This window comes from Seonamhaeicola sp. ML3 (assembly GCF_023273855.1).
In the GTDB taxonomy this organism is placed as follows: domain Bacteria; phylum Bacteroidota; class Bacteroidia; order Flavobacteriales; family Flavobacteriaceae; genus Seonamhaeicola.
Genome location: NZ_CP096884.1, coordinates 376,624 through 402,397, shown reverse-complemented (window position 1 = coordinate 402,397; position 25,774 = coordinate 376,624). Strand labels below are relative to the sequence as shown.

General features: G+C 35.1%; 24 protein-coding genes. 13 read left to right on the top strand and 11 right to left on the bottom strand.

Features of this window, described 5'->3' with window-relative positions; all coding sequences use genetic code 11:
* Positions 1-155 precede the first annotated feature (155 nt).
* The gene (locus M0214_RS01875) at positions 156-875 is read left to right on the top strand and encodes an RNA methyltransferase (RefSeq protein ID WP_248723784.1); all 720 of its coding nucleotides are present in this window, start codon (positions 156-158) and stop codon (positions 873-875) included.
* A gap of 248 nt (positions 876-1,123) precedes the next feature.
* Here the strand turns inward: M0214_RS01875 and M0214_RS01870 are convergent, their stop codons facing one another.
* Together M0214_RS01870 and ubiE are read right to left on the bottom strand one after the other, a co-directional pair.
* Entirely contained in the window at positions 1,124-1,861 is a 738-nt protein-coding gene (locus tag M0214_RS01870) for a porin family protein (RefSeq protein ID WP_248723783.1), read from the bottom strand.
* 4 nt (positions 1,862-1,865) lie between these two features.
* Positions 1,866-2,591 carry a bifunctional demethylmenaquinone methyltransferase/2-methoxy-6-polyprenyl-1,4-benzoquinol methylase UbiE gene (gene ubiE / locus M0214_RS01865; protein ID WP_256467943.1) on the bottom strand — a complete coding sequence of 242 codons (726 nt, stop codon included), beginning with the start codon at positions 2,589-2,591 and terminating at the stop codon, positions 1,866-1,868.
* 243 nt (positions 2,592-2,834) lie between these two features.
* On the opposite strand from ubiE, the gene trkA reads away from it, so the two are divergent.
* Together trkA and M0214_RS01855 are read left to right on the top strand one after the other, a co-directional pair.
* Positions 2,835-4,184, top strand: coding sequence for a Trk system potassium transporter TrkA (trkA, locus tag M0214_RS01860; RefSeq protein WP_248723782.1), 1,350 nt, complete (start codon positions 2,835-2,837; stop codon positions 4,182-4,184).
* A gap of 9 nt (positions 4,185-4,193) precedes the next feature.
* A complete protein-coding gene (locus M0214_RS01855) occupies positions 4,194-5,687 on the top strand; it encodes a TrkH family potassium uptake protein (protein ID WP_248723781.1) in 1,494 nt (497 codons plus the stop codon).
* Positions 5,688-5,694: 7 nt separating this feature from the next.
* Here the strand turns inward: M0214_RS01855 and M0214_RS01850 are convergent, their stop codons facing one another.
* A complete protein-coding gene (locus tag M0214_RS01850) occupies positions 5,695-6,351 on the bottom strand; it encodes a response regulator (protein ID WP_248723780.1) in 657 nt (218 codons plus the stop codon).
* A 262-nt stretch (positions 6,352-6,613) separates the two neighbouring features.
* On the opposite strand from M0214_RS01850, the gene M0214_RS01845 reads away from it, so the two are divergent.
* Positions 6,614-6,853, top strand: coding sequence for a hypothetical protein (locus tag M0214_RS01845; RefSeq protein ID WP_248723779.1), 240 nt, complete (start codon positions 6,614-6,616; stop codon positions 6,851-6,853).
* A 128-nt stretch (positions 6,854-6,981) separates the two neighbouring features.
* On the opposite strand, the gene M0214_RS01840 is transcribed toward M0214_RS01845, so the two are convergent.
* Complete coding sequence (locus tag M0214_RS01840; RefSeq protein WP_248723778.1) at positions 6,982-8,166, bottom strand: pyridoxal phosphate-dependent aminotransferase; 1,185 nt, start codon at positions 8,164-8,166, stop codon at positions 6,982-6,984.
* 30 nt (positions 8,167-8,196) lie between these two features.
* Positions 8,197-9,291: an acyl-CoA desaturase gene (locus M0214_RS01835; protein ID WP_248723777.1), complete on the bottom strand. Its 1,095-nt coding sequence runs from the start codon at positions 9,289-9,291 to the stop codon at positions 8,197-8,199.
* Positions 9,292-9,428: 137 nt separating this feature from the next.
* Here M0214_RS01835 and rsmG point away from each other — a divergent pair, with 137 nt between their 5' ends.
* Positions 9,429-10,058: a 16S rRNA (guanine(527)-N(7))-methyltransferase RsmG gene (gene rsmG / locus M0214_RS01830; protein WP_248723776.1), complete on the top strand. Its 630-nt coding sequence runs from the start codon at positions 9,429-9,431 to the stop codon at positions 10,056-10,058.
* Here the strand turns inward: rsmG and M0214_RS01825 are convergent.
* The 3 genes from M0214_RS01825 to pruA all read right to left on the bottom strand — a co-directional run bounded on the left by M0214_RS01825 (position 10,055) and on the right by pruA (position 15,271).
* On the bottom strand, positions 10,055-11,011 hold the full coding sequence (locus M0214_RS01825) for a tetratricopeptide repeat protein (protein WP_248723775.1): 957 nt from the start codon (positions 11,009-11,011) through the stop codon (positions 10,055-10,057). The two genes, rsmG and M0214_RS01825, sit on opposite strands and share 4 nt — an antisense overlap.
* Before the next feature lie 92 nt (positions 11,012-11,103).
* A complete protein-coding gene (locus tag M0214_RS01820; protein WP_248723774.1) occupies positions 11,104-13,530 on the bottom strand; it encodes a CehA/McbA family metallohydrolase in 2,427 nt (808 codons plus the stop codon).
* A 112-nt stretch (positions 13,531-13,642) separates the two neighbouring features.
* Positions 13,643-15,271, bottom strand: coding sequence for an L-glutamate gamma-semialdehyde dehydrogenase (gene pruA / locus M0214_RS01815; protein WP_248723773.1), 1,629 nt, complete (start codon positions 15,269-15,271; stop codon positions 13,643-13,645).
* 263 nt (positions 15,272-15,534) lie between these two features.
* Between pruA and M0214_RS01810 the strand changes: the two genes are divergently transcribed.
* A complete protein-coding gene (locus tag M0214_RS01810) occupies positions 15,535-16,260 on the top strand; it encodes an NRDE family protein (RefSeq protein WP_248723772.1) in 726 nt (241 codons plus the stop codon).
* Entirely contained in the window at positions 16,253-17,248 is a 996-nt protein-coding gene (locus tag M0214_RS01805; protein ID WP_248723771.1) for a DUF6695 family protein, read from the top strand. Before M0214_RS01810 ends, M0214_RS01805 begins: the two co-directional genes overlap by 8 nt.
* Here M0214_RS01805 and apaG read toward each other — a convergent pair.
* Together apaG and M0214_RS01795 are read right to left on the bottom strand one after the other, a co-directional pair.
* Entirely contained in the window at positions 17,245-17,631 is a 387-nt protein-coding gene (apaG, locus tag M0214_RS01800) for a Co2+/Mg2+ efflux protein ApaG (protein WP_248723770.1), read from the bottom strand. The genes M0214_RS01805 and apaG overlap by 4 nt on opposite strands.
* Before the next feature lie 86 nt (positions 17,632-17,717).
* A complete protein-coding gene (locus tag M0214_RS01795; RefSeq protein ID WP_248723769.1) occupies positions 17,718-18,968 on the bottom strand; it encodes a DUF5103 domain-containing protein in 1,251 nt (416 codons plus the stop codon).
* Between the two features lie 167 nt (positions 18,969-19,135).
* Here M0214_RS01795 and M0214_RS01790 point away from each other — a divergent pair, with 167 nt between their 5' ends.
* From M0214_RS01790 to nqrF, 6 genes are read left to right on the top strand one after another with little or no spacing between them, the layout of a single operon-like run.
* Positions 19,136-20,491, top strand: a complete 1,356-nt coding sequence (locus tag M0214_RS01790; RefSeq protein ID WP_248723768.1) for a Na(+)-translocating NADH-quinone reductase subunit A — start codon at positions 19,136-19,138, stop codon at positions 20,489-20,491.
* A complete protein-coding gene (locus tag M0214_RS01785; RefSeq protein ID WP_248723767.1) occupies positions 20,491-21,687 on the top strand; it encodes an NADH:ubiquinone reductase (Na(+)-transporting) subunit B in 1,197 nt (398 codons plus the stop codon). The genes M0214_RS01790 and M0214_RS01785 overlap by 1 nt, the downstream gene beginning before the upstream one ends.
* A 2-nt stretch (positions 21,688-21,689) precedes the next feature.
* Positions 21,690-22,436 (top strand): Na(+)-translocating NADH-quinone reductase subunit C, encoded by a 747-nt coding sequence (locus M0214_RS01780; protein WP_248723766.1) that lies wholly within the window; start codon positions 21,690-21,692, stop codon positions 22,434-22,436.
* Positions 22,437-22,438: 2 nt separating this feature from the next.
* Positions 22,439-23,086 carry an NADH:ubiquinone reductase (Na(+)-transporting) subunit D gene (locus M0214_RS01775; protein WP_248723765.1) on the top strand — a complete coding sequence of 216 codons (648 nt, stop codon included), beginning with the start codon at positions 22,439-22,441 and terminating at the stop codon, positions 23,084-23,086.
* Positions 23,087-23,146: 60 nt separating this feature from the next.
* The gene (gene nqrE / locus M0214_RS01770) at positions 23,147-23,866 is read left to right on the top strand and encodes an NADH:ubiquinone reductase (Na(+)-transporting) subunit E (protein ID WP_248723764.1); all 720 of its coding nucleotides are present in this window, start codon (positions 23,147-23,149) and stop codon (positions 23,864-23,866) included.
* Position 23,867: 1 nt separating this feature from the next.
* Positions 23,868-25,178: an NADH:ubiquinone reductase (Na(+)-transporting) subunit F gene (nqrF, locus tag M0214_RS01765; RefSeq protein WP_248723763.1), complete on the top strand. Its 1,311-nt coding sequence runs from the start codon at positions 23,868-23,870 to the stop codon at positions 25,176-25,178.
* Between the two features lie 87 nt (positions 25,179-25,265).
* Here the strand turns inward: nqrF and M0214_RS01760 are convergent, their stop codons facing one another.
* Positions 25,266-25,712 carry a Na(+)-translocating NADH-quinone reductase subunit F gene (locus M0214_RS01760; protein ID WP_248723762.1) on the bottom strand — a complete coding sequence of 149 codons (447 nt, stop codon included), beginning with the start codon at positions 25,710-25,712 and terminating at the stop codon, positions 25,266-25,268.
* Positions 25,713-25,774: the final 62 nt, after the last annotated feature.

The window sequence follows — 25,774 nt, the reverse complement described above, 5'->3', positions numbered from 1 at the left end:
TTTAGATATAGCTTTAATAAATTGAGTTTGTATATGCAAAATACTTGATCAAAAATAAGCTATTTCATGTGTTAATTTAAATAATTTTAATCTTAGATGATCTTAACCAGATATTTTCATTTTCTTTATAAATTGAAATAAATTCTCATGACTATATGCTGTCTAAAAGTCAAGTAAAACTAATAACGAGTTTAAAGCAAAAAAAATATAGACTACTCCATGGTTTATTTGTTGTTGAGGGAGTAAAGACAATACAAGAACTGTTGCAGTCTAAATTGAAGCTCTATAGCTTATATACAACAGAATCGTTCAATATTGATGCCAAAAAGGAAAATTTAATCTCAGAATCTGAACTTAAAAGAATTAGTTTTCTAAAGACCCCAAACAAAGCATTGGCTGTTTTTAGAATTCCTGACGCTCAGCCAATTAATGACAGTAATTTAATTCTTGCACTAGACGAACTTCAAGACCCAGGGAATTTGGGTACTATTATAAGACTTTGTGATTGGTTTGGGATAAGAGATTTGGTTTGTAGCAAAGCAACTGTGGATTGTTATAACCCCAAGGTAATTCAAGCTACAATGGGCTCTATATCGAGGGTAAATATTAGTTATGTGGATTTAAGTGACTACTTAAAAAAAACAAAGCTGCCAATATTCGGGGCTTTTATGGATGGAGATTCTGTATATAAGTCTAGTTTACCAGAAAAAGGCATTTTAGTTATGGGAAATGAGGGTAATGGAATTTCTCATGAGATAAAAAGCCTTACAAATGAAAGGATTAGTATTCCCAGGTTTGGGAATATTCAAGCTACAGAAAGCCTAAATGTAGCAATGGCCACAGCCATATTATTGAGCGAATTCAAGCGGGGATAATAACGATGGAAGAACTTTTTAAAGGGATTTTCTATCTTGTTTTCAATTTTATCGGGGGATGTGTGAGATGGGTTTACGGTAGTATTTGGCGTACCATTTTCAGAAAACCTAAATTTACTTTCAAAGAGTATTTGTTTGGACCAAAATCTCCAGATTATTACGATGAACTTACCCACCAAGGTTTCAACACGCTTATAGGAGTGCTGTTTTTGTTTTTTTTGATTTGGGTTTTCTCAAACCTGTAAGTGTTACTGAAAGGTAAAGTTTATAAACAGCCCTCTTGTTTTCATACTGGAAATGTTACTGGTCCACGGACTATTAGGGTCGTTATCCCTTACCAGTTCATCATTTATACCAAAAATACCTCGTATTGAAGGTGAGAACTTAAAGTTATATAGGTAGAGGTCTATACCAAAACCCAATTCGTAAAAGATAGAATTCCTTTTTGTTCTAAATTGACCATTACTGTTGTCTTCAGGGTTGTTTTCATTACTTGAAAGGTTTAAAGCCGTAGAAAATCCTCCTACAATAAAAGGTTTAAAATTGTTTATTCTCTTGGTCGATACTTTTAATAAAAGAGGAATATGGATATATGTAGACTTTACTTCCCGTATTAAATCGTTGCTCTGAATTTCTCCGCTAAAGTAACTTTCACTATAGTTAACTTCTCTATTGGTTATGCATAATCCAGGTTCTAAGCGTAAATCTAAAAAGCTATTAATCCTTAAATTCCCAATAAGTCCTACATTAAAACCAGGACTTCGGTTAACATAGATATCCCTAAGGTCTCCCTGATTGCCAAAGTCATAGTCAAAATTAAAATCATAATGACTAATTCCTAAAAAATAACCCCAACGTAAAAGATTGTTGTCTGTTGAGCCACGTCCTTGGTTGGCATCATAAGTTACCTTTTCTTTCTTGAATAGCTGTGCATTACAATTTAGTGACAGAGATAAAAGTAAGAGCGGTAAAAAAAAAGCCTTCATTATATTATTTTGATGATTTGTAAATTGTAGCAACACCAAAGGTCTGCGGAAAATCTTCAACATTAATAAACCCAATTTTGCGTAAAATATTGTTTAGAGCTTCGCCATAAGGAAAAACCGAAGCAGATTCACTTAAGTATTTATAAGCGCTTCTGTCTTTAGAAAACAGTTTTCCTATTAAAGGCATAATATTTTTCGTGTAGAGATTATAACCTGCTTTAAATAGAGCTTTTGTAGGCACCGAAGTTTCTAAAATAACAAAAGTTCCGTTATGTTTAAGTACCCTTAAAATCTCAATTAATCCATTTTCAAGATTTTCGAAATTCCTAATTCCAAAAGCGACAGTAATAGCATCGAAGGTATTGTCCTTAAAAGGGAGCTTCTCGCTATCTCCGAGTACCATCTCTATTTTGTTATCTAAATTCTTGGTTTTTATTTTTTTCTTGCCAATTTCGAGCATGCCACTACTAATATCTAGGCCAACAATTCGAGAGGCATTTGTTTGCGCTAAATTTATGGCTAAGTCACCTGTTCCGGTAGCGATGTCAAGAACAGTTTCAGGCTGGGCTTCTTTAACAATATCAACAACCTTGTTTCTCCATTTTACATCAACACCAAAGGAGATAACCCGATTTAGACCATCGTAGTCTCCAGAAATATTATCGAACATCTGTGTGACTTGTTCTTTCTTGCCTAAATCACTGTTTTTGTAGGGCTTTATTTTTGACAAACCAATATTTTTTGACAAACCTACAATATTTATTCCTAGTTTAAAAAGCAATGGTCAATACTTTGTTAACCATTGAAAAGGTTTATCTTAACTAGACTTGAGCTATAGGTTTTGTGCATGAATGTAAAAAGGTGTGTTTTTCGTTGTAAACACTTAGATTAATTAGAAGCCAGTGCTTGGAGATTTAATTTTTAAATGAAAAAATTAATGTACTTTTGTTGTACTTTTTATGATTAAAAGAACATGAAGATAATTATTGCAGGAGCAGGTGAAGTTGGATTTCATTTAGCTAAACTACTATCTTACGAATCTCAAGAAATTACTTTAATAGACCCCAATAAAAAAAGGATAGCATATGCAGATTCTTTGCTGGATATTAGAGCAGTAAAGGGAGATGCGACTTCAATTGCTGTTTTAAAAGAAGCCAGGGTTGATAATACCGATTTGTTTATTGCCGTTACTTCTAGTGAAACCACCAATATTACGGTTAGTGTTTTGGCAAAACAACTTGGAGCCAAAAGAACGATAGCTAGAATTACCAATACGGAGTTTATTCAATATAAAGACGAAGTTGGTTTTACTAAATTTGGAATTGATGAGTTGATTTCACCAGAGGCATTGGCAGCAGCCGAAATAGAATTGTCTTTAAAACAGTCTTCGTTCGATGAAAATTATGAATTTGAAGGTGGCGCCCTAACCATGGCAGGATTAACGCTTTCAAAAACAGCCTCGTTTGTTGGTAAAACGGTGAAGGAAGCAGCACAGATTTTTCCTGAAATTCATTTTGTACCTATTGCCATACAACGTTTTGGAACCCAGTATACTATCATACCCCGTGGTGACACGGTTTTTAAGCGAGGCGATACAGTTGTTTTTATTACCTCGGAGGGTGGAGATGACGAGCTTTGTAGATTAACTGGTAAGGTTAACAGGGACATAAAAAACGTTATGATTCTAGGAGGCTCCGAGATAGCTTATAAAACTGCAAAGGATTTAAGTGAAAAAGGGTTGAATGTTAAACTATTAGAGGGTAATAGAGATCGTGCTTTCGAGGTTGCCGAAGCCCTTACCAAAGTATTGGTTATTAATAGTGATGGCAGAAATGCAGATATGCTTGATGAGGAAAATATTAGCGATATGGATGCTTTTATTGCTGTAGGTCCAAATTCTGAAACCAATATTATGTCTTGTTTGGTTGCCAAATCCAAAGAGGTTAAAAAAACGATTGCCTTAGTTGAGAATATGGATTACTTCGATTTATCGCATTCCATAGGAATTGATACTCTAATCAATAAAAAATTACTAGCCGCAAACAATATCTTTAGGTATATACGTAGAGGAGAAGTTGTGGCCATGACCAAGTTAAGCAATCTTAATGCCGAGTTATTGGAGTTTGAAGTGAAAGATACATCTGCCGTATGTTATAAAGCGATAAAACATATAGATTTTCCTAGATCGGCAATCGTTGGAGGAGTAATTAGGGATGGTGTTGGTATGATAGCTCTTGGTGATTTTGTTATACAAAAAGGAGATCGCGTAGTGGTATGTTGCTTGCTCAAATCTATAAAGCGTGTTGAAAAATTATTCCTTTAATTCTGATAGATGAAGCTTAACTACAAAATCATTTTTCATTTTTTAGGTTTATTACTCCTTTTTAACGGAGGTTTCATGTTGTTGTCTGCCCTAGTAAGTTGGACATACAATGATGGGGTAACCTTGCAAATCCTTATGGCAGGTGTGGTAACCATCATAATTGGTTTAATAGGCTTTTTTGTTACCAGAGACCATAAAAAAGAAATTAATAAAAGAGAAGGCTATGTAGTAGTAGCTTTTGGGTGGGTGGTTATGTCACTTTCTGGAACAATGCCTTATGTGTTTACCGAAAGTATCCCATCGTTTACCAATGCTTTTTTTGAGACCATGTCTGGTTATACCACCACTGGCGCTTCTATTTTAAACGATATAGAGGCTATGCCTGAAGGTGTTTTATTTTGGCGAAGTCTTACGCATTGGATTGGGGGTATGGGTATTATTGTACTGGCTATTGCAATTTTGCCGTTATTGGGTATTGGAGGTATGCAGTTGTTTGCAGCCGAGGCGCCCGGTCCAAGTGGCGATAAATTACACCCAAGAATAACTGATACCGCCAAACGATTATGGCTTATTTACTTTGGTTATACAGCAGCAGAAACAATTCTTTTGAATTTAGCTGGAATGTCATTCTTTGATGCTATAAACCATGCGCTCTGTACATTGTCTACCGGAGGGTTTTCAACAAAAAATGCGAGTGTTGCTCATTGGAATGGCAATCCGATGATACAGTATATTATAATTCTCTTCATGTTTTTAGCGGGTACAAACTTTGTGCTTAGTTATTTTGCTTTTAAGGGAAGAGTGCAGAAGATTATCCAAGATGAAGAGTTTAAGTTGTATTTTAAGTTCATTACGGTTTTTACAATTATTGCAGCCTTAATTATTTACTTTAGAGCAGATGTGAGCGCTTCGAGTGTTTCCCACCCCATGGTTTTAGGTGAAGGAGAGAGTGCTTTTAGGCATGCACTTTTTCAGGTTTTGGCAATAATTACGACAACAGGTTTTGTTACTGCAGATTATACTATGTGGACACCATTTTTGGTTGTTTTCTTTTTCGGATTAATGTTTTTAGGAGGCTCTGCAGGAAGTACATCTGGTGGGGTAAAAGTAGTTCGTCATTTAATTTTGATTAAGAACGGTTTTCTTGAATTTAAACGTACGTTACATCCCAATGCGATTGTACCGGTTAGGTATAATAAAAAAGCCATAAATAGATTTATTGTTTTCAATGTCCTGGCGTTTTTTATTCTCTATATGCTGTCCTTTATTATTGGTGGTTTGGTGTTTTCTATGTTCGATATCGATTTTAAATCAGCTATCGGTTTATCCGCTTCTACCTTAGGTAATGTAGGACCAGCTTTAGGAGATTATGGCCCTGTAAATAATTATGCGTCCTTACCAGCTTTGGCTAAGTGGTGGGCATCGTTTTTGATGCTTATTGGAAGATTGGAGCTTTTTACGGTGCTTATATTATTTACACCCTTCTTTTGGCGAAACAGGTAATTAAGATTTAAATCAATCCTAGTTTTTTAGCGCCCTTTACTAAATTAAAGTTTTCCTCACTTGTATTACTTAAAAGTGTTTTAAGTTTTGTTTTTCTAACTTCTATAGCTCTTATGGATAAAGGTATGAATTTGGTGAGGTCTTTGGTTTTTTCTCCCATGGATAGGTGATACAATATTTGACGATCAAAATCATCAATGGTTATTCCATTAATTGTAGTTTTTTTAGTGAGGGAATTTATGGTCTTACTATAATATCTTTTGTTATTGAGTACATCCAATACAGCAGTTTTTAGGTCTTCTGAGTCAATATCGGCCTTAATTAAAAAGCCTTCTGGGTCTATCTGTTGAATGATACTAAGTATTCTAGAATGATCTGTAACAGAGGTAAGTATTATCAATTTGCAAGAAGTAATCTCATTCCTTAGTAGTGTACCTAAATCTTCTCCACAAATAAACCTTTCATTTTCAGAAATGGGCAATTGAAGGTCCAGTATAGCTATATGATGCTTTTTTCGACGTATTAAGTTAACAGCCTCATCACAATTATTGGCAATACTAATATTAAAGTTAATACCAGGAATTGCCATTAAAATGTTCTTGTAGGCATTAGCTATGATTTTGTGGTCTTCAATTATTAAAAAGTTTAAATCGTTTAGCTTCATTAGGAATTCAAATTTTCTACACCATTAATCTTTATGAATAAGCTGTAGGCAAAAATATACATTGTTTCCTTTATTTGAGAATAACCTTATAAAATATGTGGTAAAACCGCAGTGCAGTTATGGTTTTTAATCATTTATTTGTGATTAATTTAGAATTTAATTTTTGTAGTGTTAGAACAACAGATTTAGAACACTGATTTTATATGTTTTAACTCCTGCAGTTTTGATTTACAAATTAAATGCAAGAACTAAATTTTGAGATATGATTTTTAAAAAGCGATATCATGAAAGGTTAAAAGATGGCGTGTATAGTATTTTTAAAACTGAAGTGATTGATGGTGATGAAGAATCTCAATTTATAGGAAATAATGGTTTAATTACTGTAGTAGATGAGCCTTTGGTTAAGCAACAGCTCATCGAACTAGTAAAACTTTGTGAAAATGATGCTGTAAAGGTTACCTTAAAAGCTGTTGGTAATAAAGTTCATATTGAGTTTTGGTAAGATTAACTTTTTGGTTGTTATTAATCATTAAAACTTTATAGAAACGAATAAATTTTTTACAGCAAAAAGCCACTGAATATATGAGAGAAATCAGTGGCTTTTTTTATTTGTTTTAGTTTTTTCTGTTGTTAATTAACAACGTCTTTAATTCTCTTTATAGCTTCAATAATTTGTTCTTGCGAAGCCGCATAAGAGATTCTAATGCAATTCGGGTTTCCAAAGGCGTCTCCTGTAACTGTAGCGACTAAAGCTTCTTCAAGTAAATAAAGCGAGAAGTCTGTAGCATTGTTAATAGTTTTGCCTCGTAAAGTTTTACCAAAATAATGGGAAATATCTGGGAATACATAAAAAGCACCATCGGGGGTGTTGGTGTTAAAACCTTCGATGTTATTTAATAAATCTAAGATTAAATCTCTACGCACATTAAACTCATCAATCATGTATTTAATACGAGAGGGAGATTCATTTAAAGCTGTAATTACCGCTCTCTGTGCGATACAGTTTGCACCACTGGTTGTTTGTCCCTGTAATTTATTACAAGCTCTGGCAATTTTTTCAGGAGCACCAATAAATCCTATACGCCAACCAGTCATAGCATATGCTTTTGAAACACCGTTTACAGTTATAGTACGGTCGTATAAGGCGTCAAACTCAGCAATACTGGTATGTCCTTTACCGTAGTTTATGTGTTCGTATATTTCATCTGAAACCACATAAATATCAGGGTGTTTTGCTAATACATCTACTAGAGATTTAAGCTCTTCTTTACTGTAAACTGAACCACTTGGGTTGCACGGCGAGCTAAACCACATCATTTTAGTTTTAGGAGTAATAGCTGCCTCCAATTGTTCGGCAGTCATTTTAAAATCTGTATCTATAGAAGTTTCAACTTCAACAGGAACACCTCCAAAGAGTTTAACTATATCAGAGTAGCTTACCCAATAAGGACAAGGTAGAATAACTTCATCGCCATCGTTAAGCATAACACCAGCAACATTGAACAAAGCTTGTTTTGCTCCAGTAGAGACTACTATTTGCGATGGGTCGTAAGATAAATTATTGTCCCTTTTAAATTTAGTGATGATAGCTTCTTTCAAGTCGCCATATCCATCAACTGGAGTGTATGAATTGTAACCCTCGTTAATGGCGTCAATTGCGGCTTCTTTTACAAAGTCGGGAACCTTAAAATCGGGTTCACCAAGGCTTAGCCCAATAATATCTTTTCCTTCTCCTCTAAGCTCTCTGGCTTTAGCCGCCATAGCTAAAGTTGCAGAAGTTGACATACTTAAAATTCTTTCGGATAATAAGCTCATTTTATTTTCTATGTTTTTGGTAGTTAATTGTTAAGCAAAACTAGGTTTTTTTCCTAATTCTTTAAGTTGATTATAGTGTTCTGCTACAGCTTTCCAGAACGTATTGTATTCGTTATATGGTAAGCTAAATTCTTGTGCAGTTTCTTTAACGATTTTTGCAATTTTCTTGTAATGAATATGACTGATATGAGCAAATAAATGGTGTTCTACCTGTCTGTTCAATCCTCCTGTGTAAAATCCAACAAGCCAACTTTTTGGCGAAAAATTTGAAGTTGTGAAGAGTTGATGTATGGCCCAAGTGTTTTTCATGTTGCCTTCCTTGTCTGGAAGAGGCATTTCTGTATTAGGCATTACATGCGCTAATTGAAAAATTACACTAAGTATAATACCCGCTGTGTAATGCATAATGAAAAATCCAATCAGTACTTTCCACCAAACTATACCCAATAACAATGGCAGTAAAATCCAAACCGTGTAATATACAATTTTACCAATAATGAGTTTAGTCCATTGTGTGGCAGGGTTAGGGAATTTTCCATAAGAGAGTTTTCTCTTTAGGTATTTCGAAGTTTGAACAAAATCAGTAACTATGGCCCAATTTGCGGTTAAAAGCCCATAAAGGAAGAAAGCATAGTATTTTTGATATTTATGAATTTTAAACCACTTGGCATGTTTTGAAAATCTAATTATCCTACCGGCATCAATGTCTTCATCATGCCCTTGAATATTGGTGTATGTGTGGTGTAATACATTGTGCTGCACTTTCCAGTTGTAATCATTGCCAGCTAAAATATAGATGCTACTTCCCATAAGTTTATTTACCCATTTTTTGCTGGAAAATGAACCATGGTTGGCATCATGCATAACATTCATGCCAACACCAGCCATGCCAACACCAACTATAACCATACATAATCCCTGTGCCCATCCTGGAAGTTCTTGTGTTAGAACTAGAGCTACAGGTCCTATTAACAATGTAAACATAACCACTGTTTTAAGATAGAGTTTCCAGTTGCCAGTTTTCTTTAAATTGTTTTCTTTAAAGTAATTGTTAACACGTTTATTTAAAGTTTTGAAAAACTTTGCAGAATCGTTTCTAGAAAAGGACAATGCTTGTTTAGTCATGTTCTTATTTTTAGTTATAGTAAGAAGTTTATTTTACTTCACAAGGCGCAAAGATAGCTATAATCGAATTTAAGTAATAACGTTTTTTCGTAAAAATATGCACATAAAAAACATATTTTTGTTGAAAATTTAACACAATGGAACTTATCCTAAAGTATTTTCCTGACCTTACAGAAGATCAGATTTCTAAATTCGAAAAGCTAGAGGAGCTCTACAAAGATTGGAATTTAAAGATCAATGTGGTATCTCGAAAAGATATAGATGAGCTTTATTTAAGACACGTGTTACATTCTTTGGCCATTGCCAAACTAATATCATTTAATGATGGGGCTAAAATTATGGATGTTGGAACAGGAGGTGGTTTTCCAGGTATTCCTCTGGCAATCATGTTTCCAGATTGTTCGTTTCATTTGGTAGATAGTATCGCAAAAAAAATTAGGGTAGTAAATGAGGTAGTTGATGGTCTTGGTTTGACTAATGTAAAAACATCCCATAGCAGAGTAGAGGAAATTGATGATGTTTATGATTTTATTGTGAGTAGAGCTGTAGCGGCAATGCCTACTTTTGTTCATTGGGTTAAGGGTAAGGTTTCCAAAAAACAAAACCACAAATTAAAGAATGGCATTCTTTATCTCAAAGGGGGTGATTTAGAAGAAGAACTCAAAGACTACGCTACCGCAACAGTATACAATTTAACAGATTATTATTCCGAAGACTTTTTTGAAACCAAGAAGCTGGTGCATTTACCTCAAAAGTTTAAAGTCTAATTATTTAATGAGTCCTGTAAAGCCTTGATGTTATTTGTGAAAAAGTAGTAGTGGTTTTGGTACCAAAACGTATTCTCGTATAGTTTAGGGAATTCTCCATTTCCCAGAATATTGTTGGCCTTTTTTAACTGTTCTTTGGCTAGTGCTACATTGTTCATTTTATGATGGGTAATTGCCAAGCCTATATAAGCATCAAAATCTAAAGAGTCTAAAGCAAGCGCATTCGAAAAGTCTTTCAACGCGTTTTCGTATTTGCCAAGTAAAAGGAAAGAAACACCTCTGTAAAAATGTGCAAAAGTATTATTACTGTTAATACGAATGGATTTCGTAAGGTCTTTATTAGCTTTTGCATAGTTGTTTATGTCCATGAAGAATACACCTCGATTATAGTAAGTGTTAGCGTTTGGAGATATGTATATGGCTATAGAGTAATCCTTTAAAGCTTCTTTTGGGCGGTCTATCGCTTTGAACGATGCTGCACGTAACATGTATACCTTAGGCGAATTTGGTGCGATTTTTAAAACCTTATTGAAATCTTTAATAGCTTCAACGTATTCCTCTAGATCGTATTTTACACAAGCTAAGCTGTATAGGGCATCTACAAAATATGGGTCGAGTTCGAAAGCTTTAGCATAATCGCTTTTTGCACCTTCAAGGTCTTTTAAACTAAATCTAGCATTGCCACGGTTGAAATAACTATCAGCATCAGGTTTAGACAAAATAATTTTTGAATAATCTACAATTGCAGCACTATAATCTCCCAAATCATTTTTTACCAAGGCTCTTTGAAAATACGCGTCAAGGTTAGAAGGGTTTTCCTTAATTGCTAGGTTTAGAAGTTTTAATTTCTCTTCTATATCTGCAGTTCTAAGAGCTTTTCTGAAATTCTTATTAGTCTGACCGAAGACTAAAAGTGGCAGAACGGTTATTAAAACAATTAGGATTTTTTTCATATCAATACACAGCTACAAATAACATGCCGCAATTTTTAACCGAAAGATACTTAATTTTTAAAATAAAAATAGAGTCATTCGATAAAGATATTTTATTCCGTTTTAGATAGCTCTATCAAGTGATTTTTTGCTTTATTAAAATGCGACTCCAATTGGGGTATAGGGTTTGAACCATACCCTTTTTTTAAACGTTCTTCAGAAACATCTAGAAGTTTTAATAATTCTTTTGCGGCCAATACTTTGCTTTCTGGGTGGGTACTGCCTATTTTGTCAAACCAAATAGGGCTGGTTTCGGCATAGGGATAGCTGTCCATTAAGGGCCATTCTACAGTCCCTCCAGATGCTCTAGCTGTAACCCAACCACCAGAAGGTATATCAATGGAACCTTTATAGGTTTTTGTTCCTGGTTTTTCGCTTCCTTTTTTGCTCCAAATAACTTTCCCGTTCACGAAAATTTCAACTTTCTCATAGGCAACAACCGAATGAATATTTAGGGACCATTTAGTTTTTCTTTTTTCAGATTTTACAATGTCTCCAGGATTGTTTCCATCAACTTGAAATTCTATTAAAGGTCCTGTAGATACAAAGCTTTGTCCTTTTTTTAGAGCTTCCAAATATGAGTCTATGCTTAATTCTCCTTCAGGTTTAACATAAACCCTTGAAGCTCCAATAGCCATGGTTCTATATAGGTCATTCATCACATCGCTACCCGCTGAAATTGTTAAGGGAACACCAATATTTAGAATTTGATGCCATAAAGAAGCCGTGCCTATTTCATCAGACCATAGACAACCAATTTCTATAACATCGGCTTCGCCTAAAACACAATCTGCTATAAGTTCTATGGGGATGCGTCTGGAGCCTTTTTCATCAAATGGGTTTCTTACGCTAACAGGATGTACATAGCCTCCAATGGCATTTTGACTTCGGGCAAATCTTAAGGGTTCTGCATTTAACCTGTCGTCACGGCCATAAATGTCATAATAAGGTCCCCAAACCCAAGGCCAATAAAGTTTTTTAGTTCCCAATAAACCTAAATGCCCCAGAAAATGAGAACGTACTTCTTGCCCAAATTGGATGAATGGAGGTTCTTTTCTATTCCAATCCCAAAGGTCTTGTTCCAAGAACCGTTGCCCAAGGTTTGCCAAAAGAGGAAAGGCAACATCTAAATCTTCTGCTTTCAAATCCAATACAATATCATCTGGGTCTAATTGGTTGGTGCCTCCGTAATTTAAATGAAAATGGTTATCCCCAGAATACCAACCATTAGCATTGGCATCCCAAATTTTGGATAGATTCACGGTGGTGGTTTGAGAATCTTTTCTAAGATTCACTTTCTGCTCAGTTTTTATTGTAGTGAATCCTTGAACTCCGGTTATAGTAATTTCACCAAGTGGTGCTTCAATTTCAATTTCTCCGGGCGAGTAGAAGAAGACCATGCCGTTCTGTCCATCAGAATGAATAATGCCTGACCATGGAATTATTGGATGTCCGTTTATATCCTTAACATTCAATCTTACTGGAGCTTTTACGTTATCAACTCGACTTATAATCTTTAGTTTACCAGTCGGAGAATTCCAATCCCATGTTTTTGGATTTAAGGTTTCAGATTTGCCACCATTTACGTTTATACGTTTTAATTTTGACCTCTCATTTTGATTGAATTCAGAATAATAAATCCACTTTCCGTCATAGCTGAATTTAGGGTTTATTGGTAGGTTGTTACTTTTGGTTAAGAGTAAAGTGCTTTTTGGTATTTGAATATCTAGTAACCTTAATTCATAATTGTCGTCTTTGGGCCAAGTATAGACTAATGTTCTATTGTCTGGTGAAAGTGAAAATGATGTTTGAGACATAAAATTCTCTTCGGCCAAGGGTTGTGACGTATTTTGGGCAGTATCGAATAGTTCAATTGAATCATAAGAAAACCCCATTTTTTTGAGATATATTAAACTTTCTTCAGAGTTAAAAGAAATGGGAAGGCGTTCTAAGTTTTTTGAGTTAGTGATGACTTGCTTTTCTTTGGTGGATATGTTGACTTTCCAAATATCGAGTGACCCGTTTTCTGCTGAAGCGTAATAAATATGTTTACCATCTTTTGAGTATATGGGGTCAAGGTCTAAGGCTTTGGCATTTACAATAGTAGTTTCGGTCTTAGAGGCTAAATCTAAGATAACAATTTTTGTGTCGCTACTATTGTCTCTAACAAAGACAATCTGATTACCATCTGGAGACCAGTTAGGGCTTGAGTCAATATCAGGTGAATAGGTTATTCTTTTTGCTTCCAAGCTATTTAAGTCCATGAGCCATAGCCAGCCTTTAGCCGAAAAAACAACTTGGTTTTTGGTAGGGGAAGGTGCTGGGTAGGTTGGTCCCGAATTTAAAATTGGAAGTTCATAACCTTCTAGATATACATGATGTCCAAAGCCATCAACTTTGGGATATCTGTTGGTCCATTGGGAAAAACTGAAATTGTAAAAGAAAAGGGATAAAGCTAAAATGAATAAATGTCTTTTCATGTTTATCAAGAAAGGTTTGTTTACTAAGTTAAGAAGATTTGAATTGATACTGAAAAAGTAAGCCCTATCGAAATTTTGATAGGGCTTTATGATTATTTATGTTGAATAAAAACTACTCTCCTAAAAACGGATATCTATAATCAGTAGGGGTAACAAAAGTTTCCTTAATTAACCTAGGTGATACCCAGCGTAATAAGTTTTGAGGACTTCCTGCTTTATCATTTGTTCCAGATGCTCTAGCGCCTCCAAATGGTTGTTGGCCAACAACAGCCCCAGTTGGTTTATCGTTTATATAAAAATTACCAGCACTATTTTGAAGAATATCTGTGGCCTCAACAATAGCATATCTGTCTGTTGAAATAACAGCTCCGGTTAATGCGTAATCGCTGGTGCTGTCAACAAGTTTTAAAGTTTCGGTATAGGCATCATCTTCATAGACATATATTGTAACCACTGGACCAAATAATTCTGTACACATGGTGGTGTATTTAGGGTCCTTTGTTAATAAAACAGTCGGCTCAATAAAATAGCCTTTACTTTTATCGTAATTACCACCAGCGATGACTTCAACTTCAGTGTCTTCTTTCGCTTGGTCAATGTATTTGGCCAATTTATCAAAAGAACCTTCATGGATTACCGCTGTTATAAAATTGTTCATGTCTTCAGGTGAACCCATTTTAAATGAATTAATATCGGTAATTAGGTTTTCTTTTACTTCTACCCAGATGCTTTCATGAATATAAACTCTGGAGGCTGCACTACACTTTTGCCCCTGAAATTCAAAAGCCCCACGAGTAATGGCGGTGGAAACTTGCTTAGGATTGGCCGATTTGTGTGCTATGATAAAATCCTTACCGCCAGTTTCTCCCACTATTCTCGGATATGTTTTGTAATTGTGGATATTGGCGCCTATCTGTTTCCAAAGTTCTTTAAAAATAAATGTAGAGCCTGTAAAGTGCAATCCTGAAAAATCAGGGCTGGCTAAAACAGTGTTTGTTATCATTACTGGGTCTCCAAAAACCACATTAATAACACCTGGAGGTACACCTGCCTCCTCAAAAATATCCATGATGACTTTAGCAGAATAGACTTGGCTGTCACTTGGTTTCCAAACTACTACATTCCCCATTAAAGCCATACAAGCAGGTAAATTACCGGCGATAGCTGTAAAATTAAAAGGCGTTACCGCATATGTGAATCCTTCTAATGGTCTGTATTCTATTCTATTCCAAGAATCGTTTGTACTTTCTGGTTGTTCTGTGTAGATATCTGTCATAAACTGAACATTGAAACGGAGGAAATCTGTGAACTCACAAGCCGCATCAATTTCTGCTTGGTGAATGGTTTTAGATTGCGCAATCATGGTAGCGGCATTGATTTTGGCTCTGTATGGTCCTGCAACTAGTTCAGCGGCTTTCAAGAATATAGCTGCACGCTGCTCCCATGGGGTTTGAGCCCAAGTTTTTCTGGCTTCAAGAGCGGTGGTAATGGCGTCATCAATATGAGATGGTTCAGCTAAATGATAGGTCCCAACAATATGTTTATGGTCATGGGGTGGTGACATGGTTCTTGTATTACCGGTTTTAACATATTGACCATTAATAAATAAAGGCACATCAACTTTACTGTTAAACATGTCTTTATAGGTGTTTAAAACTTCTTCGCGTTCAGGTGATCCTGGAGCATAACCTTTTACGGGTTCGTTAACCGCAATTGGTACATTAAAAAAGCCTTTTCCCATGATTTGTGTGTTTTCGTTAAAAAATATTCAGTAAATATGATGCAAATCTAAGAATATTAAAATTATTATTTGCTTATTAAACTTCTAAAATAGCGTTAATTTTTTCCTTTTTTGGTTAGTTGTGTTTTAGAATACAAGTCTTTTATTAAAATTAACAATAATTCATTATTTAGAAGTAATGGTGTTCTATTCTTATTAAGAGGAGTTTCCTCTAATTATGTTTTTTTTGTAAGTTGGCACTTTGTATTTAGACTACATTCTGCATGTGTACTGTAACAATTAGCCCTATAGATAATAATGGTTTTGTGTTAACCTCTAATAGAGATGAGGCGCCCAATAGGAAATCCTTATCTCCTGAGTTTTATGATGTCGAAGGTGTAAAGACGTTATTTCCCAAAGATGAATTGTCTGGTGGTACCTGGATTGGTGTTAGTGAAAAAAATAGATTGGTGTGTGTGCTTAATGGCGGATTTATCATTCACGAAAGAAAGGCAGAATACAGGAAAAGTAGAGGTATAGTAGCTAAGGATTTTATGGTTGCCGATGATGTTTTTTCTTTTATCAAAACTTATGATTTAGAAGATGTTGAACCCTTTACTATTGTAATAGCTGACTGGAATATCCAATTGAAATTTATTGAATTGGTTTGGGATGGAAATAAAAAACATATTGCTGAATTGCCCTTAGAATCTAAGCTATGGTCATCTTCAACATTATATGATGAGGAAATGAAGATTGAACGGCAGCAGTGGTTTAAAGATTTTAAAGCCGAGAATGACTTGACCCCTCAGTCTTTAATGGCTTTCCATAAAGAGGGAGCTGGTAAAAATTTAGATTATGGTGTTCTTATGGATCGAGGTTTTGTAAAGACGACTAGTATTACCCAAGTAGAAAAACAGGGAGGTAACCTTATTATGTCTTACGAAAACCTACAAGATGGAACTGTTACCAATAAGATTTTTAGATTACCTCAGATAGTTAATGAATAATACCGGAATCATTTTAACCTTGGCTTATCCGGAGACCATTGTTATGGTGGCCGATGAGTGGTATTCACCTTTTTTGAGGTATATAGGCATAGGCAAAAAGGATTATTTAAGGGCTGGTCACGCTGCTTTAGTGTTGATAAATAAAGAAACCGGTGTTCTGGAATACCATGACTTTGGCAGATACATTACACCAGAACCAACAGGGCGTGTTCGTGGTCGCAATACAGATAATGAATTGGACTTTCCTTTAAAAGCCGAAATTGAAAATAATGAAATAAAAAACCTAGATGAGATTTTAGAGTTTTTAGGAACCCATCCAAAATTAACACATGGTGAAGGTAAATTGGTAGCTTCGGTTTGCAATGCGATAGATTACAAAAAGGCTAGAGTACATATTTCTCAAATGCAGGATAAACATTTTATAAGATATGCTGCCTTTATAAAAGATGCTTGTAACTGTGCCCGGTTTGTTACCGATAGTTTGATTGCCGGTCTAACCGATACTGTCATTAAAAAACGGCTCGTGAAATCAAAATGGTTTACGCCAAGTACAGTTGGTAATGTGGTTTTAGCTGATACTCAAAATAAAGTTTATGAAGTTTCTGAATCGGGAGTGATTTCAGAATTCACTGGTTCCCAAAGAAGTGAAAACATCCGTTGTTTTTTAGATAAACTTAAAGACCATAAGGTCAATCTTTTTGGGACTTTAAAGCCGAAGCCAAATGATGAGGTTCATGAAAACGGACAATGGCTCTCTGGAATTGCTGCTGGAGCTTGGTTTGAATTGCATCAAACAGATAATAATATGGAGTATCGTTTTAGGAGACTCTCACCTTATGGAAATATTGATGTTGATGCCATTTTTAAAGTAGAAGATGACAACTTTGTGTATCAAGAAAGCTATGAGTTTGTACATTACTCCAACTGCAAATTTTTCCATGTAAAACAGAATGGGGCAATTTTTAGGTTTGATAAAATTGCTTTTTAGTTAACAGCAAAAGGAGCGCTGAGCTTGAATGTTGGAATGTCTACTTGAAACTTCTTGGTTGTGGTGAAATTTACCATGGTGTAATAGCCTTGCATGGCTCCAAAAGGAGACGCGAGTAGGCAACCTGAATTATAGGTGTGTGATTCGCCAGGCTTTAAAACCGGTTTTTTCCCGATAACACCTTCTCCATCAACAATTTCTTCGTTGTTTAAGGCGTCTAAGATTTCCCAATGGCGTGATTGTAATTGTACAGAATCTTTGCTTTGATTTTCTATGGTGATTTTATAGCCAAAAGCATATTGTATTTTATAGTTTCTATAAAATGACCCTTCAAAAGTGGTTTCCACCGAAATTTTAATGCCTTTGGTTACTTGTTGTACCATGTTCTATGCTGATATTCAATACTTTTGATGTGCAAAAATAATATTTTTTAAAATCAGAAATCAAAAAAATGGTTAAAATACCTTTTTTAATTGCTGATGTTAATGGAGCTAGCTTCACCCAGGCCAATAATTCGGTCATATCGACCTGCTAAATCACGATAATAAACTAAAATCTTGTAGTTGTTCTCTGTTTGGTAGAAACTTCCGCTAATTATACTTTCATTTATACTGCCGTTTTCCAAAGTAACATACTTATAATTATAAAACCCTTGTTTGAGCAAAATAGAGCCAGTATATATGTTGCTAGCAGAATTATAAGTCATTTTGTTGCTGTCCTCAATAACGTAATTATTGAAGTTTCCATAAACAAAAACAGGTGTGTCTGTGTCAAAATCAGGGTTAGGGCGTAAAGAAAAATGAACCCAAACATAATCAGATTCAATACTAATGTCTCCTTCATTCACGTTGGTGATAAGGTAGTTACCATTAATATCTGGATTGTAGGTATATGGTCTGTTGCTTCTTTGAATATTAGTAAATAAATAATTATGATAAATGTCTTTTAAGTCTATACTTTGTACACCGTTAGCAGCAGCCCGAACATCTTTGTTTTCAAAATTTAAAAATTCATTACCACCCCAAAAACTAGCTTCGTTATCATATCTGTAAATGAGCTGATTGCCTACTGTAAACTGTGGTTTTAAGTTAGATATAGCTGTGTTGAGGTTGTTGTTTTGTACTACAAGGGTTTTTACGGTTTGCATAGGGTTATTAAGTTGCATGCCTCTTGGGGCTATGGTAATTTCCACCCGCTGTTTCTCTTCAAGAAACTCTATGTCTCTGGATCTTTTTATGGTAACTCCAACATTAGATCGCTCTTCGTATATCATGAATTTTCTAGAAAAAACAAGTTCATCATAGCTGTTATAAATACTTAGCATGTAATTTCCTGTTTTCTTTAATCTTCTTGAAAATTGGTTTGGAATGGATAGTCTATAATGGGAGTATATTTGAAGTGTGTTATATGAGTTTTCATAATCTCTAATGCGTTGATTGTCGAATCCGTCAAGATACTCTGTCTTTGCTAGAATAGAAGGTGACCAATCGAAATCGCAATGCTGTATTTTATAGTAGTAGTCGTCTTCGTTACCATTCAAAGCATCAAATTCTAGAATTACAGGGTCTCCTAATCTTAATACAGGTAATTGAGTCTCTGGGGTGTTGCCTTTAAAATTTATGGTTTTTATAAAATCTGGCGGTGGTACTTCTTCGAGTTGAGCAAATACCGTAGTTGTTAGTAAAAGAAAAACAATAAAGCCAGTAAATTTTAATGTCATAAGTAGTTGTTGTTTAGGTAAAGATAAACAAAATTCATGCCTGAGCTATTTTTAGTTATTTAGAATTAATATAAATAATAAACCGTTACTGTATTATGGTAAAAAATTGTCTTATTAATTCGTATTTTTGCACCTGTTTTTAGACAACAAATTTCAAAGAAAAAAATATGTCAAACGACATCCGCATTAAAAAAGGTCTAGATATCAACCTTAAAGGTGCAGCAGAAAAAACACTAGACAAAGCTATTGTTAGTAATTTCTGCACTATTAGACCAGAAGATTTCCATGGCGTTATTCCTAAATTGATTTTAAAAGTTGGATCTAAAGTAAAGGCAGGTGAAGCTGTGTTTCATGATAAGACCAATGAAGATTTAAAATTTGTTTCTCCGGTTTCTGGAGAGATAGTTGAAATTATCCGTGGGGAAAAACGTAGAATTCTAGCCATTAAAATTCAGGCAGACAAAAAACAGGTTTACTTAGATCAAGGTGTATTTAATTTAGAATCGGCAAGTACAGATGAACTAAAAGCACATTTGTTAGCTTCTGGTTGCTGGCCGTTTGTAAAACAACGTCCTTATGACGTTATAGCAAATCCTGATAAGGCTCCGAAATCTATATTTGTTTCGGCTTATGCCAGTGCGCCGTTATCTGCAGATTTAGATTTTACGCTTCAAGGAAAAGAAGCCGAACTTCAAGCTGCCATTTCAGCTCTTGGAAAGTTAACCGAAGGAAGCGTGCATGTTTCCGTAGGGCAAAATTCTAACTCCCCTTTAGCAAGTGTTTCTGGTGCCACTATCCACAAAGTATCTGGGCCGCACCCGTCAGGGAATGTTGGTACACAGATTAACAAAATCGACCCTGTAAACAAGGGAGAGGTAGTTTGGACAATAAGCGCTCAAGATCTTGTTATTATTGGTGAATTGCTGTTAACCGGAAAATTCAATGCTGAAAGAATTGTAGCTATGGCTGGTTCATCTGTAGAATCACCAAGATATTTTGTAACTAAAATAGGAAGCGAAATATCAACTATGATATATGACAAAGGCATACCAAAAGGTGATAATGCTAGGATAATCTCAGGAAATGTTTTAAGTGGTAAAGAGGTAAAACCAGATGGAGAATTAGATTACTACAGTAACGTAGTTTCTATTATTCCTGAAGGTGATGACTATGAGTTCTTTGGGTGGAATAAGCCTGTATTTAACAAAGTTTCAACATCTAGAGCATTGACTTTCTCTTGGTTGAACCCCAAAAAAGAATATGATTTAAATACCAATACAAACGGTGAGCATAGAGCTTTTGTAGTTACAGGGGGATATGAAGAAGTCTTCCCATTAGACATATATCCTTTACAAATCTTAAAGGCTTGTATGTATAAAGACTTAGATGAAATGGAAGCTTTGGGAATGTATGAGGTGGCTCCAGAGGATTTTGCTTTAACAGAATTTGTTTGTGTATCTAAACAGCCTCATCAAAAGATAATTAGAGAAGGTTTGGACTTAATGCTTAAAGAGATAGGATAATGGGTTTAAAACAGAATTTACATAAGTTAAAAAAGAAGTATGAAGGTACCAAGATGGCTCCAGCTTTCAATGCTATTCATACTTTTTTGTATTTGCCGAACGAGACCACTCACAATGGGACTCACATAAAGGCAGCCGATGATTTAAAGCGTACCATGAATACAGTTATTATGGCTATGCTTCCATGTTTTATTTTTGGAATGTTTAATATAGGTTATCAACACAATCTAGCATTAGGGGAAATAGAACCAGTAACAAGTTTCTTTAGTTCTGAATTTTGGAAATTCCACTATTTCGTAATTGGGATAATTAAAGGATTACCTCTCGTAGTTGTTTCTTATGGAGTGGGATTAGCTATTGAGTTCTTATTCGCTGTAATAAAGAAACATGAAGTTGAAGAGGGATATTTAGTTACAGGTATGTTAGTGCCTCTTATTGTGCCAATCGATATACCTTTATGGATGTTAGCGGTAGCTGTTGCATTTGGTGTTGTAATTGGTAAAGAAGTATTTGGTGGTACAGGAATGAACATACTAAACCCTGCTTTAACTATTAGAGCATTTCTTTTCTTCGCATACCCTACTTGGATGTCTGGAGATAAAGTATGGGTTCGAGATGCAAAGTTGTTAGAGGGTACCCCAGACGCCATCTCAGGAGAAACTATACTAGGTGGATTAGCACAAAATAAAGGTGTACTCGGATTTGATTGGTTAGATATGTTTTATGGTTTTATTCCTGGTTCTGTAGGAGAAACATCTGCCTTGTTGATTTTGATAGGAGGTTTGTTCTTGATTTTCACAAAAGTAGGAAGTTGGAGAATTATGTTATCTTCAGTTTTAGGTGCAATAGCAATGGGGCTTATCTTCAACAGTTTTGCAGGAATCATGCCAGCAAAATTCCAAGGCCTAGCAAGCCTTCCGTTCTGGCAGCATTTATTAATAGGTGGTTTTGCCTTCGGTACGGTATTCATGGCAACAGATCCAGTAACGGCTTCACAGACTAATAAAGGGAAATGGATTTACGGTTTCTTTGTTGGGTTTATATCAATTATGATTCGTGTATTCAATCCAGCTTATCCTGAAGGTGTTATGTTGGCAATACTATTGATGAATGTATTTGCACCAACTATTGACCACTATGTTGTTCAGGGTAATGTTAAGAAAAGAATGAAACGATTAAAAGTTAAAACAGCTTAGTTATGGCAATGAATACAGATAAAAATTCATACACAATAATATTCGCCATAGGAATGGTATTCTTAGTTGGTGGTTTGTTAGCCTTTACAGCTTCTTCCTTAAAACCGAATATCATTGAAAACCAGCGTTTAGAAAAACAAAAAAATATTCTTTACGCTATGGGTGTGAATGATAACGATGAGAGTAGCGCCATTTTTGTTTCTACAGAAGAGGCACCAGACTTGTTTGAAAAATACATCACAAAACAATTAGTTATAACAGAGGGCACTAAAGCAATAGAAAATAAAGAGGCTTTCCTAATAGATGTAAAAAAGGAACAAGCGAATGCTAAAGCAGGAAAACAGAGACGCTTACCTCTATTCGTTGGAGAGAAAGACGGTGAAACTTTTTATATAGCCCCAATAAGAGGTAAAGGTCTTTGGGATGCTATATGGGGTTATGTTGCACTAGATAAAGAATTGATTGTTCAAGGTGCTTATTTTGACCATAAAGGTGAAACTCCTGGTTTAGGAGCAAATATTAAGCAACGTTTCTTTATGGATGATTTCATTGGTGAGCACTTAAACGATGCCAATGGTAATTTTGTAGGTATTACGGCTTCTAAGTCTAATGCTGATCCAAAAAACGAGGATAAAACAGATAACGAAGTAGACGCAATAGCCGGAGCAACAATAACCGGTGATGGTGTTTCTGCTATGATTAAATCTGAATTAAAACTTTACTTACCTTACTTCAAAACACTTAAATAAACATGGGTTTACTTTCAAAAAAAGATGCTAAGTTAATTACGGATCCATTAGCAGATAATAATCCAATTACCATTCAAGTATTGGGTATTTGTTCAGCATTAGCTATTACGGCTGAGTTGAAAGCTTCAATAGTAATGTCTATTTCCGTATTATTCGTTTTAGGTGTAGGTAACGTGGTAATCTCTTTGATGAGAAACATTATACCTTCTAAAATTAGAATTATTGTTCAGTTAATAGTAGTTGCAGCACTAGTAATAATTGTTGACCAAGTACTAAAGGCTTTTGCATATGAATTAAGTAAAACACTTTCGGTGTTTGTTGGATTAATTATAACCAACTGTATCATCATGGGGCGTTTTGAGGCTTTTGCTTTAGGGAATGGTCCTTGGAAATCATTTCTTGATGGTATAGGTAATGCCTTAGGCTATGGCGTGATTTTGATAATTGTTGGTTTTTTCAGAGAGTTATTAGGTTCTGGTACTTTATTAGGTTTTAAAGTTTTAGGAGATCCAATAGAAAAAACCGGATTATATGCTATCGGATATGAAAATAACGGATTTATGTTATTATCTCCAATGGCATTAATCGTTGTAGGCGTAATTATATGGGTACAACGAACAAGAAATAAAGCATTAGTAGAAGATCATTAATCAGGAAACAGTTGGCAGTCAAAGTTTACCTAACTCACTTCTAACTGAAAACTAAAAAATATGGAACATTTAGAGTTATTTTTTAAATCAATATTTATAGATAACATGGTATTTGCTACATTCTTAGGAATGTGTTCTTATCTGGCAGTATCTAAGAAAGTATCTACAGCTGTTGGTCTTGGAGCTGCTGTGATTTTTGTATTGTTAGTAACAGTACCAGTAAACTGGTTGTTAGATCAATATATATTACAACCAGGTGCACTTGGTAAGTGGCTAGGTGAAGATTATGCTTCTTATGATTTAAGCTTTCTTTCCTTCATAATGTTTATAGCAACCATAGCAACTATGGTACAGTTAGTAGAGATTATAGTAGAAAAATTTGCACCAGCACTATATAATTCATTAGGTATATTTTTACCCTTAATAGCTGTAAACTGTGCGATTTTAGGAGGGTCTTTATTCATGCAGTCTCGTGAAATACCTACAATTAGCTTAGCAACTGTTTACGGATTAGGTTCAGGAATAGGTTGGTTCTTAGCAATTTTGGCTATTGCAGCTATTCGCGAAAAGATTAGATATTCTCATGTGCCACCAGCATTGAGAGGACTGGGAATTACATTTATCATTACAGGTTTAATGGCCATAGGATTTATGAGTTTTGGTGGTATGTTAACTGGAGGTGATGACGAGAAGAAAGAAGAAAAGACGGCTAAAGCAGAAGAGGTTAAGGAAAAGGAAAGCAAGGAAATAGCCGACAACACAATAAAAGTAGTAGAATAACATGATAGTATTAGCTAGTACAACGGGAACTATTGTAGCAACTGTAGCAGCTTTTTTAGTAATTACACTAATCTTAGTTGGGTTGTTGTTATTTGTAAAACAAAAATTGGCACCATCTGGTCCTGTAAAGATTAAGATTAATGGTGAAAAGGAAATTGAGGTACCCTCAGGAGGAAGCTTATTGTCCACTCTAGGAAACGAGAAAATATTTTTACCATCTGCTTGTGGTGGTGGAGGTACTTGTATTCAATGTGAGTGTCATGTAAACTCTGGTGGAGGAGAAGCACTTCCAACTGAAACACCTCATTTTACTAGAAAGGAATTACAACACGGAGCACGTTTGGCTTGTCAAGTGAAGGTGAAGCAAGACATGGATATCAGCATACCTGAGGAGGTATTTGGTATAAAAAAGTGGGAAGCAGTTGTTGTTAGAAATTACAATGTAGCCTCTTTTATCAAAGAATTCGTTGTTGAGATTCCTGAAGATATGGGATACAAGGCAGGCGGATATATTCAAATTGAAATTCCTCCATGCGAAGTGAAGTATTCCGATATGGATATCACGGCACATCCTGAGGAGCATGAAACTCCTGATAAATTCCAACAAGAATGGGATAAATTTGGTCTATGGCCTTTAGTAATGAAGAATACAGAAACTGTAGAGCGTGCTTACTCTATGGCCTCTTACCCTGCTGAAGGTAGAGAGATTATGCTTAATGTACGTATTGCTACGCCACCATGGGATCGTGCAAAAAATGGTTGGATGGATGTTAATCCGGGTGTAGCATCCTCTTATATCTTTAACCTAAAGAAAGGTGATAAGTGTACTATTTCAGGACCATACGGAGAGTTCTTTATTAATGAAAGTGAAGCTGAAATGCTTTATGTTGGAGGTGGAGCTGGTATGGCACCAATGCGCTCACACTTATATCACTTATTTAAAACTCTAGAAACTGGTAGAACAGTAACGTATTGGTACGGTGGACGTTCTAAACGCGAGTTATTCTATCTAGAGCATTTCTATGAGCTAGAGCGTAAGTTCGACAACTTTAAATTTTTCTTAGCTTTATCTGAACCATTAGAGGAAGACAATTGGAAAGTTAAGAAAGACATTAATGATACAGAAGGAGACGGTTTTGTTGGTTTTATCCATAATTGTGTTATTGATAATTATTTAAACCATCATGAAGCGCCAGAAGATATAGAGTTATATTTCTGTGGACCGCCATTAATGAACAAGGCTGTTCAGAAAATGGGAGAGGATTTTGGTATCCCAGATGAGAATATTAGATTCGATGACTTTGGAGGATAAATCTTAAACAACAAGTCTTGTGCTGAACTTGTTTTAGCATCTTATATAAAACAAAAACCAACTCATATATAGAGTTGGTTTTTGTTTTCATGCATTTTGCAATTCTTTGTCTTTTTTATGATTAAACAACTCCTGATAGTCCATAACATTAGGAATATCGTCTAACTTGCATAGGAGTTCTATAACCTTAGAAAGTCCATTAAAAAGAACACTCTTATCGGTTGGATTTTCAGGTTTCTTATTTTTGTGGTGAAGTGGTAATTGATATCCACATGCTTTTAAAAAGGTAATTTCTATCTGTAGTAATTCCAAAGGTGTATAACCGTTAAATGTTCTGCCAAAACTTTGGTGTACTTTACCAACATAGTTTAGTTGAAAGCTGCCATGGTTGTCCGATAAGTGTTTCCAACTATCGGTGTTATCTAAAATATTACCCACAGCACACTGTTTACAGCATTCAGGATTTAAAGTATTGTTGTTAAAAGCAACATAAAGTTTATTAATTGCAGATTCAAAACGTTGTGAGGTATTCATAGAAGTAATTTTTCATTAAGTTACAAAAACTTGAAATATAGCTTCTAAAATTTAAGTTAATA

Coding starts and splice junctions, on each gene's coding strand:
- rsmG (WP_248723776.1), top strand. CDS start 9,429: ATGGAACTTATCCTAAAGTATTTTCCTGACCTTACAGAAGATCAGATT.
- nqrE (WP_248723764.1), top strand. CDS start 23,147: ATGGAACATTTAGAGTTATTTTTTAAATCAATATTTATAGATAACATG.
- M0214_RS01785 (WP_248723767.1), top strand. CDS start 20,491: ATGGGTTTAAAACAGAATTTACATAAGTTAAAAAAGAAGTATGAAGGT.
- apaG (WP_248723770.1), bottom strand. CDS start 17,631: ATGGTACAACAAGTAACCAAAGGCATTAAAATTTCGGTGGAAACCACT.
- M0214_RS01835 (WP_248723777.1), bottom strand. CDS start 9,291: ATGACTAAACAAGCATTGTCCTTTTCTAGAAACGATTCTGCAAAGTTT.
- M0214_RS01805 (WP_248723771.1), top strand. CDS start 16,253: ATGAATAATACCGGAATCATTTTAACCTTGGCTTATCCGGAGACCATT.
- M0214_RS01760 (WP_248723762.1), bottom strand. CDS start 25,712: ATGAATACCTCACAACGTTTTGAATCTGCAATTAATAAACTTTATGTT.
- M0214_RS01795 (WP_248723769.1), bottom strand. CDS start 18,968: ATGACATTAAAATTTACTGGCTTTATTGTTTTTCTTTTACTAACAACT.
- M0214_RS01790 (WP_248723768.1), top strand. CDS start 19,136: ATGTCAAACGACATCCGCATTAAAAAAGGTCTAGATATCAACCTTAAA.
- M0214_RS01810 (WP_248723772.1), top strand. CDS start 15,535: ATGTGTACTGTAACAATTAGCCCTATAGATAATAATGGTTTTGTGTTA.
- M0214_RS01870 (WP_248723783.1), bottom strand. CDS start 1,861: ATGAAGGCTTTTTTTTTACCGCTCTTACTTTTATCTCTGTCACTAAAT.
- M0214_RS01775 (WP_248723765.1), top strand. CDS start 22,439: ATGGGTTTACTTTCAAAAAAAGATGCTAAGTTAATTACGGATCCATTA.
- trkA (WP_248723782.1), top strand. CDS start 2,835: ATGAAGATAATTATTGCAGGAGCAGGTGAAGTTGGATTTCATTTAGCT.
- M0214_RS01875 (WP_248723784.1), top strand. CDS start 156: ATGCTGTCTAAAAGTCAAGTAAAACTAATAACGAGTTTAAAGCAAAAA.
- pruA (WP_248723773.1), bottom strand. CDS start 15,271: ATGGGAAAAGGCTTTTTTAATGTACCAATTGCGGTTAACGAACCCGTA.
- M0214_RS01840 (WP_248723778.1), bottom strand. CDS start 8,166: ATGAGCTTATTATCCGAAAGAATTTTAAGTATGTCAACTTCTGCAACT.
- M0214_RS01850 (WP_248723780.1), bottom strand. CDS start 6,351: ATGAAGCTAAACGATTTAAACTTTTTAATAATTGAAGACCACAAAATC.
- M0214_RS01780 (WP_248723766.1), top strand. CDS start 21,690: ATGGCAATGAATACAGATAAAAATTCATACACAATAATATTCGCCATA.
- M0214_RS01845 (WP_248723779.1), top strand. CDS start 6,614: ATGATTTTTAAAAAGCGATATCATGAAAGGTTAAAAGATGGCGTGTAT.
- M0214_RS01855 (WP_248723781.1), top strand. CDS start 4,194: ATGAAGCTTAACTACAAAATCATTTTTCATTTTTTAGGTTTATTACTC.
- nqrF (WP_248723763.1), top strand. CDS start 23,868: ATGATAGTATTAGCTAGTACAACGGGAACTATTGTAGCAACTGTAGCA.
- M0214_RS01820 (WP_248723774.1), bottom strand. CDS start 13,530: ATGAAAAGACATTTATTCATTTTAGCTTTATCCCTTTTCTTTTACAAT.
- M0214_RS01825 (WP_248723775.1), bottom strand. CDS start 11,011: ATGAAAAAAATCCTAATTGTTTTAATAACCGTTCTGCCACTTTTAGTC.